Origin of the sequence: Mesorhizobium sp. M4A.F.Ca.ET.020.02.1.1, from assembly GCF_004022645.1 — a bacterium.
Lineage (GTDB): Bacteria > Pseudomonadota > Alphaproteobacteria > Rhizobiales > Rhizobiaceae > Mesorhizobium.
The window spans coordinates 1-7183 of sequence record NZ_RZOI01000274.1 but is presented as its reverse complement, the minus strand read 5'-3'; the positions used below and the strand labels follow the sequence as shown (position 1 = coordinate 7183).

The window sequence follows — 7183 nt, the reverse complement described above, 5'->3', positions numbered from 1 at the left end:
ACAGAGGGCGTTGGAGGCATCGTTGAGGCGGTTCGTCGAAAAGGGCGGCGTGGTGGCGGCGGCGCTCGCTTTCATCTCTGCCTGCGGCGTGGCCGAGGCCGATGCCGCTCTCGACAATTGGCGTTTCGATACCAGCAATGACGGTCTGGTCACCGCCTCGCTTTATGCCGACAACAAGCTTCTCACCGGTGGCGGCGCGCTGGGCTACAGTCCGGTGCTGACCATCGCCTGCCAGCCGGGTGGCGAGCCGCACTGGAGCGAATGGGTGCAGCTCAACGATGCCGTGTCCGCCAGCCGCAAGATCACCATGTCGGTTACTGTCGACGGCGACCGCAAATTCGATGAGAGCTGGTCCGTCGGTACGCGCGGCAAGGTGCTGGTCAGGGATGGCGCCGATGGCATCAAGCGGCTGGTGCCGGCGAGCCGGCTTCTGCTTTCCTGGCGCTTCGGCCTGCTGGCGGGACGCGGCGAGGCGGATTTCGACCTTTCCGGACTTGGCGAGGCGGTCGACAGGATCGCCGGGGCTTGCAACACCGATCCACCCTGAGCGCGTCCTAAACCATCGCAATCTCTGGCTTTTTCTATCCGCCGTTCGGAATCCGTGGTATGTAGGTGCCGCAATTCCACTGCGGCAGTGCGGATATTCCGTACTTGCCATCAAAGGGCGCAAGCCGACGTGATCGGCTGCGTGAATCGTCCAAGGCAGGATGACGACCAGGGAGGAAGTGCCATATGCGCGCCATCGCATTTATTGCAGCCGTGTCCGTAACAGCCTTCACCGCCCATCCCTCGCAGGCGCAGGACGCCGCGGCGGGTGAGAAGGTTTTCGTCAAATGCAAGGTCTGCCACATCGCGGACGAGGACAAGAACAAGATCGGCCCTTCATTGCATGGCGTTATTGGCCGCACGGCGGGCACGCACCCTGATTTCGCATACTCCCAGGCGATGATCGATGCCGGCAAGTCCGGCGTCAAATGGGACGACCCGACGCTGACGACCTATCTTCACGATCCCAAGGCCATGGTCAAAGGGACCAAGATGGCGTTTGCCGGTCTCAAGAACGACCAGGACGTGGCCAACGTCATCGCCTATCTCAAGCAGTTCTCGCAATAGTCATTCTTCCTGCCTCCATCGGTGGTCGCCTGCAATGTCGACTAGGGAAAGCCGCCTCGAGGACAACGGCATTCGCCTCTCGGAAGCGACGGCCGCCGATTTCTTCGCGCTGCTCAAACCGCGCGTCATGGCGCTTGCCGTCTTCACTGCTTTCGTCGGCTTGATGGTGGCGCCCGGCGTGATGAACCCGGTCATCGCCGTGATCGCGATCGCGGCGATCGCCATCGGGGCAGGTGCGGCCGGTGCGCTCAACATGTGGTACGACGCCGATATCGATGCGTTGATGACGCGTACGTCGAAGCGGCCGGTGCCTTCGGGCCGCGTCACGCCGGGCGAAGCGCTCGGCTTTGGCCTGGTGCTTTCGGCGCTCTCAGTGATGACGCTGGGCGTGCTGGTTGGCTGGCTCGCGGCGTCGCTGCTTGCCTTCACCATCTTCTTTTACGTCGTGATCTACACGATGTGGCTGAAGCGTTCGACGCCGCAGAACATCGTCATCGGCGGTGCGGCGGGCGCGCTTCCTCCGGTCATCGGCTGGGCGGCCGCCACCGGTGCCGTCGGTGTCGAAAGCCTCATCCTGTTCCTGATCATCTTCCTGTGGACGCCGCCGCATTTCTGGGCGCTGGCCTTGTTCAAGGTCGGCGACTACGCCGCCGCCGGTATTCCGATGATGCCGAACGTGGCGGGCGAGGCTTCAACGCGCAGACAGATCTTCGCCTACGCGCTCATCCTGGCGCCGATCGGGGTGCTGCCCTGGCCTTTCGGATTCGCCAGCGGATTCTACGGGGTCGTCGCAGCGGCGCTGGGTATCGGTTTCATCTGGCGTGCCTGGAAGGTGCTGGCCGCTCGCGACAATGAGATGACGCCGGCAAAGGCGCTGTTTGCTTTTTCGATCGCTTATCTCTTCGCGATTTTCGCCACGCTGCTCTGCGACAGGATCGTTTCGCGCGTGGTCGCCTCACTCTGATCCCGATGGGCATGAGCCAGGTTCGCAGCCGCAGCCCGCGGGCCGCCTAGAACCTTGCTTCCAAAGCCATCACGCCGGCAGCGCAAAGAATCCGAGCAGCAGCAGAATGAGTATCCCAAGGCCGAGTATGAGAAGCGTCCGAGTGTCCATGACCTTCACCTTCGACCTGCAGGAGAATAGCGAAAAAAGGATCTTCGAGCCAGCCTGTGCTTGGGCCCACCCGGATCCCTTGCCGACAAAGGGCGACAAGTCCCGCGCAAAAGTGTATGGTGTTTGTGGTGCAGGTTGCGGTTTGCGTGACCAATCACGCAGAACGATAGCACCATGAAACCGCGACCGCGCCGGACCTGATCTGGAGGAATGGTCATGGCGAGCTTTCACGTTATTGCAGGTGCCAGCGAAACGCTGGAGCATACGAGAATTCGAAAAATCGGCGTTTCCGATCTTTTCGACGCGCTCAGACGCGGCGTCGACGATTTTATGGTCAAGCCCTCGCATATCGTGTTTCTCTGCCTGATCTATCCGCTGGTCGGCGTGGTTCTCGCCGCCTGGACATCGGGCGCCAACGCGTTGCCGTTGCTGTTTCCGCTGGTCTCCGGCTTCGCGCTGCTCGGCCCGTTCGCCGCGATCGGCCTCTACGAAATCAGCCGCCGGCGGGAGGCCGGTCTCGATGCCTCCTGGAGCCATGCCTTCGAGGTCAAGAACTCGCCCGCCTTGCCGTCGATCGCGGCGGTCGGAATCATGCTGTTTGCGATCTTCATCGCCTGGCTTCTGACCGCCCAGGCATTCTACGTGCATCTCTTCGGCCCGACGCCGCCGGCATCGCTGTCCGGCTTCATCAACGAAATATTCGCCACCGGGCGCGGCTGGACGCTGATCGTGCTCGGCCATGCCATCGGCTTCGTCTTTGCCGTGGTGGTGCTGTGCACCACGGTCGTCGCCTTCCCGCTGCTGCTCGATCGTGATGTCGGCGCGTACGAGGCGATCCACACCTCGGTGCGCGTGGTGATGGCGAACCCGATCGTGATGGCGGTCTGGGGGTTGATCGTCGCCGTTGCGCTGATCATCGGATCGATCCCGGTCTTCGCCGGCCTGGCGGTGGTGCTGCCGATTCTCGGCCACGCCACCTGGCACGTCTATCGCAAGGTCGTGGAACCGCCACCTTCGGTCAAACCGGCAGGTTGAGATTTGGGGCCGCGCCGTTTCGGCGCGGCTTAAAGCGCGTCGCGTCTGAACGGATTCAGGCGACGCGCTTTAAGCTTTTGTCTTTGTGCATGTCGTTGTCCCAAAACCGCTGCACACTTTTGGGTGACATGCATTTAGCTAGCTTCAGTAGGCCGGATGGCTGAAGCGGGCCTGGCGCGCATCCGTTGTCAGGTTACGAAAGTCCTTGCCGCTGACATGAACGAGCGTCCTGTGGTCGCCGCCTTCGAAATAGATGTCGTCGGCGTTGCCAAGGCTTTCGTCGAGGATCACCGGCACGTCATAGGCGGCTCCGATCGGTGGCACCGCGCCGATGTCGCAATCGCCGAAGAGCGAGACCACCTCGTCCTCGGAAGCAAGCCCGAGACGCTTATCCATGATGCTTTGCAACGTGCCGAGCTCGATCCTGTGCGTGCTCGGGACCACGGCCAGCGCATAACCGAGCTCGTGGTGGACGACCACCGATTTGGCCATGATGCTGCCGGGCACATGCGCGGCGATGGCGGACTGCCGGCTGGTGGACGTGCGGTGATGTTCGACGGTGTCATAGGAAACGCCCTTGCCGTCGATGAAATGCTTCAGTTTGTTCGCGATCGTCATTTTGGCTCCCCTTGCTTCAGGTTGTGATGCAATTGGAACGACGGCTGTCTTCGACCGTCTCCGATACCGACAAAGATGGCTCAGCCATCCATTGTTTCAAGGCGAGGCGACCGTCCAGCAACTCCGGCTGTGCGTCAGGGTCCGGCACCGAAAAACGTTACACGGGTGAAAAGCGTGTAGTCGGACTCGAAGACCATCATCATCGTGAACACCAGCACCAATATCGGCGGCAGGATGATCGCATAGGCGAGCGCCAGCCTTTCCCAGGCCATGTGCATGAAGACGGCGACGATCAGCCCGGCCTTGAGCATCATGAAGATCAGGATCAGCGACCATCTGAGATAGCCGTGCAGCCCGAAATAGTCGACCAAGTAGGAGCAGGTGCTGAGGATGAACAGCCACACCCAGACCACCAGGTAGAGCTTGATCGGATGCTCCTGATGCGCCTCGGCCACGGCGACCGTCGCAGCGTCATGCGCGTGGTCGGCGTGCAGTGCGTGTTGCCCGAGACCGTTTGCGGTTGCTTCAGCCATAGCTTCCTCTCAACAAAGCCTGCTTCTCACCAAAGATAGAAGAAGGCGAAAATGAACACCCAGACCAGGTCGACGAAGTGCCAGTAGAGGCCCATGATCTCGACATTCTCGTAGCGGCCCCTGCGGCTTGTGAAGAAGCCGGGCCGCCCGATGTCGTAGTCGCCGCGCCAGACCTTGCGCGCCGTGATGATCAGGAAGATCACGCCGATCGTGACGTGGGTGCCGTGGAAGCCGGTGATCATGAAGAACGAGGAGCCGAATTGCGCGGCGCCCCAGGGATTGCCCCAGGGCCGTACCCCTTCGGTGATCAGCTTGGTCCACTCGAAGGCCTGCATGCCGACGAAGGTGGCGCCAAGCGCGGCGGTCAACAGCATCAGGATCGCGGTCTTGCGGCGGTCGCGGCGGTAGCCGAAATTGACCGCCATGGCCATCGTGCCGCTGCTCGAGATCAGTACGAAGGTCATGATGGCGATCAGGATCAGCGGAATCTCCTGGCCGCCGATGCGCAGCGCGAAGACCTCGCTCGGATTGGGCCATGGCACGCGCGTCGACATGCGCGCCGTCATGTAGGAGAGCAGGAAGCAGCCGAAGATGAAGGTGTCGCTGAGCAGGAAGATCCACATCATGGCCTTGCCCCAGGACACGTTCTTGAACGCGCGCTGGTCCGAGGCCCAGTCAGCGGCAATGCCTTGCCAGCCGGAAGGCCTTGGCTCCGTTTGGCCGCTATGCACCAGTGTCGTCTCAGCCATCGCCTGCCTCCTAGGTCAGCAGCTGCCGGCAAATGTCGATGAACGTCGCGGCCCAGCCGGCCAGAAGGGCGAAGATGCAGAGCCAGACGAAAAGCAGGAAATGCCAGTACATGGCGCAGAGCTCGACGCCGAGGCGCAGCCGCTCCGGCCGAGCGCCGTTCCAGGCGCTAGCGCTCGTCCTGCCAAGGCCGATCAGACCCCCCAGTATGTGCAGGCCGTGCATGCCGGTGATCAGATAGAAAAAGCTGTTGGCCGGGTTGGCGGCGAGAAGATAGCCATCCTCGGTCAGTTGCCGCCACGCCACGAGCTGCCCGATGAGGAAGCCAAGCGCTGTTACCCCGGCCGTGACAAGACCCAGCCGGACATTGTCGACCTGGCATTTGCGCGCGGCGGCGACGGCGCATTGCAGCGCGATGCTGCTCAGCACCAGCACGCCGGTGTTCAGCCAGAGGAGGCGCGGCAGTGGCAGCGGCCGCCAATCCGACAGGCCCATGCGCATGAAATAGGCGCTGGTGAACAGCGAGAACAGGCAGCCGACGACGGCGAGGAAGACGCCGAGGCCGATCTTGGCGGTGGGCAGGGCCGACCGGTCGAGGTCGACGAAATCCCCTGCCAGGCCTTGTTCCAACCATGGTTTCGCCGTCAGCCGCTGGTGCGAGAGCCACCAGCCGGCGAAACCGGCGATCACAGCCAGGAAGACCAGGATGACGCTCATGCCGGCTCCTTGGAGAGGCCGAAATTGCCCGGCACGTTCTGCGGAATGAAGTCCTCCTTGGCGCCCGGCACGCTGTAGTCATAGGCCCAGCGATAGACAATCGGCAGCTCCTTGCCGAAATTGCCATGGGTCGGCGGGGTCTCCGGCGTCTGCCATTCCAGCGTCGTCGCCCGCCAAGGATTGCCGCCGGCCTCGCGGCCATTGCGGATGCTCCAGATCAGGTTGAACAGGAACACCATCTGGGCGAAGCCGACTATGAAGGCCATGATCGAGATGAACGAGTTCAGATGATGGGCCGACTCCGTCATTATCGTCATATCGGTCAGCTCCGCGTAGCGCCGCGGAATGCCGATCAGGCCAAGATAGTGCATGGGGAAAAAGATCAGATAGGCGCCAAGGAAGGTCACCCAGAAATGGAAGCGGCCGAGTGTCTCGTCGAGCATGCGGCCGGTGACTTTCGGGTACCAATGGTAGATCGCGCCCAGGATCACTAGGATCGGCGCGACGCCCATGACCATGTGGAAATGGGCGACGACGAACATCGTGTCCGACAGCGGTACGTCGACGACGACATTGCCGAGGAACAGCCCGGTCAGCCCGCCATTGACGAAGGTGACGATGAAGGCGAGCGCGAACAGCATCGGTATGGTGAGATGGATGTCGCCGCGCCACAGCGTCAGCACCCAGTTATAGACCTTGATGGCGGTCGGAACGGCGATGATCAGCGTGGTGGTGGCGAAGAAGAAACCGAAATAGGGGTGCATGCCGCTGACATACATGTGGTGCGCCCAGACCACAAAGCTCAGCGCACCGATGCCGACGATGGCCCAGACCATCATCCGGTAGCCAAAAATGTTCTTGCGCGCATGGGTGCTGATGAGGTCGGAGACGATGCCGAAGGCCGGCAGCGCGACGATGTAAACCTCGGGGTGGCCGAAGAACCAGAACAGATGCTGGAACAGGATCGGGCTGCCGCCATTGTGCTGCAGTTGTTCGCCCATCTCGACGATCGCCGGCATGAAGAAGGAGGTGCCGAGCACGCGGTCGAGCAGCATCATCACGCAAGCGACGAAAAGCGCGGGAAAGGCGAGCAGCGCCATCACGGTGGCGGTGAAGATGCCCCAGACGGTGAGCGGCAGCCGCATCATCGTCATGCCGCGGGTGCGCGCCTGCAGCACGGTCACGACATAGTTCAGGCCGCCCATGGTGAAGCCGATGATGAACAGGATAAGTGAGGAGAGCATCAGGATGATGCCCCAGTCCTGGCCGCCGGGCGTGCCGGTCATGATGGCCTGCGGCGGGTACC

The 7183-nt window shown here is 62.1% G+C and carries 9 protein-coding genes; 4 read left to right on the top strand and 5 right to left on the bottom strand.

Translation table 11 applies throughout. The features are described 5' to 3' along the window. Positions 1-49 precede the first annotated feature (49 nt). The 4 genes from EN742_RS18025 (at position 50) to EN742_RS18010 (ending at position 3262) form a co-directional block, all read left to right on the top strand. Positions 50-547 (top strand): type VI secretion protein, encoded by a 498-nt coding sequence (locus EN742_RS18025; protein ID WP_245492348.1) that lies wholly within the window; start codon positions 50-52, stop codon positions 545-547. Positions 548-732: 185 nt separating this feature from the next. Continuing rightward, positions 733-1113 carry a cytochrome c family protein gene (locus tag EN742_RS18020; protein WP_126054220.1) on the top strand — a complete coding sequence of 127 codons (381 nt, stop codon included), beginning with the start codon at positions 733-735 and terminating at the stop codon, positions 1111-1113. A 34-nt stretch (positions 1114-1147) separates the two neighbouring features. Beyond that, the gene (locus EN742_RS18015; RefSeq protein WP_126054221.1) at positions 1148-2077 is read left to right on the top strand and encodes a heme o synthase; all 930 of its coding nucleotides are present in this window, start codon (positions 1148-1150) and stop codon (positions 2075-2077) included. 366 nt (positions 2078-2443) lie between these two features. Continuing rightward, positions 2444-3262 (top strand): DUF2189 domain-containing protein, encoded by an 819-nt coding sequence (locus tag EN742_RS18010; protein WP_126054222.1) that lies wholly within the window; start codon positions 2444-2446, stop codon positions 3260-3262. A 144-nt stretch (positions 3263-3406) separates the two neighbouring features. On the opposite strand, the gene EN742_RS18005 is transcribed toward EN742_RS18010, so the two are convergent. The 5 genes from EN742_RS18005 to EN742_RS17985 form a co-directional block, all read right to left on the bottom strand. Continuing rightward, complete coding sequence (locus EN742_RS18005; protein WP_126054223.1) at positions 3407-3880, bottom strand: aminoacyl-tRNA deacylase; 474 nt, start codon at positions 3878-3880, stop codon at positions 3407-3409. A 134-nt stretch (positions 3881-4014) separates the two neighbouring features. Beyond that, complete coding sequence (locus tag EN742_RS18000) at positions 4015-4413, bottom strand: cytochrome C oxidase subunit IV family protein (RefSeq protein ID WP_126054224.1); 399 nt, start codon at positions 4411-4413, stop codon at positions 4015-4017. Positions 4414-4439: 26 nt separating this feature from the next. Next, positions 4440-5162, bottom strand: coding sequence for a heme-copper oxidase subunit III family protein (locus EN742_RS17995; RefSeq protein ID WP_126054225.1), 723 nt, complete (start codon positions 5160-5162; stop codon positions 4440-4442). A gap of 10 nt (positions 5163-5172) precedes the next feature. After that, the gene (locus EN742_RS17990; protein WP_126054226.1) at positions 5173-5877 is read right to left on the bottom strand and encodes a cytochrome c oxidase subunit 3; all 705 of its coding nucleotides are present in this window, start codon (positions 5875-5877) and stop codon (positions 5173-5175) included. After that, on the bottom strand, positions 5874-7183 hold a 1310-nt coding region (locus EN742_RS17985), incomplete at its 5' end, for a cbb3-type cytochrome c oxidase subunit I (protein ID WP_128333096.1). The genes EN742_RS17990 and EN742_RS17985, both read right to left, overlap by 4 nt.

Bases quoted from the DNA above. Each gene is read 5' to 3' on its own strand.
- EN742_RS18020 (WP_126054220.1), top strand. From the start codon at position 733: ATGCGCGCCATCGCATTTATTGCAGCCGTGTCCGTAACAGCCTTCACC.
- EN742_RS18015 (WP_126054221.1), top strand. From the start codon at position 1,148: ATGTCGACTAGGGAAAGCCGCCTCGAGGACAACGGCATTCGCCTCTCG.
- EN742_RS18010 (WP_126054222.1), top strand. From the start codon at position 2,444: ATGGCGAGCTTTCACGTTATTGCAGGTGCCAGCGAAACGCTGGAGCAT.
- EN742_RS18005 (WP_126054223.1), bottom strand. From the start codon at position 3,880: ATGACGATCGCGAACAAACTGAAGCATTTCATCGACGGCAAGGGCGTT.
- EN742_RS18000 (WP_126054224.1), bottom strand. From the start codon at position 4,413: ATGGCTGAAGCAACCGCAAACGGTCTCGGGCAACACGCACTGCACGCC.
- EN742_RS17995 (WP_126054225.1), bottom strand. From the start codon at position 5,162: ATGGCTGAGACGACACTGGTGCATAGCGGCCAAACGGAGCCAAGGCCT.
- EN742_RS17990 (WP_126054226.1), bottom strand. From the start codon at position 5,877: ATGAGCGTCATCCTGGTCTTCCTGGCTGTGATCGCCGGTTTCGCCGGC.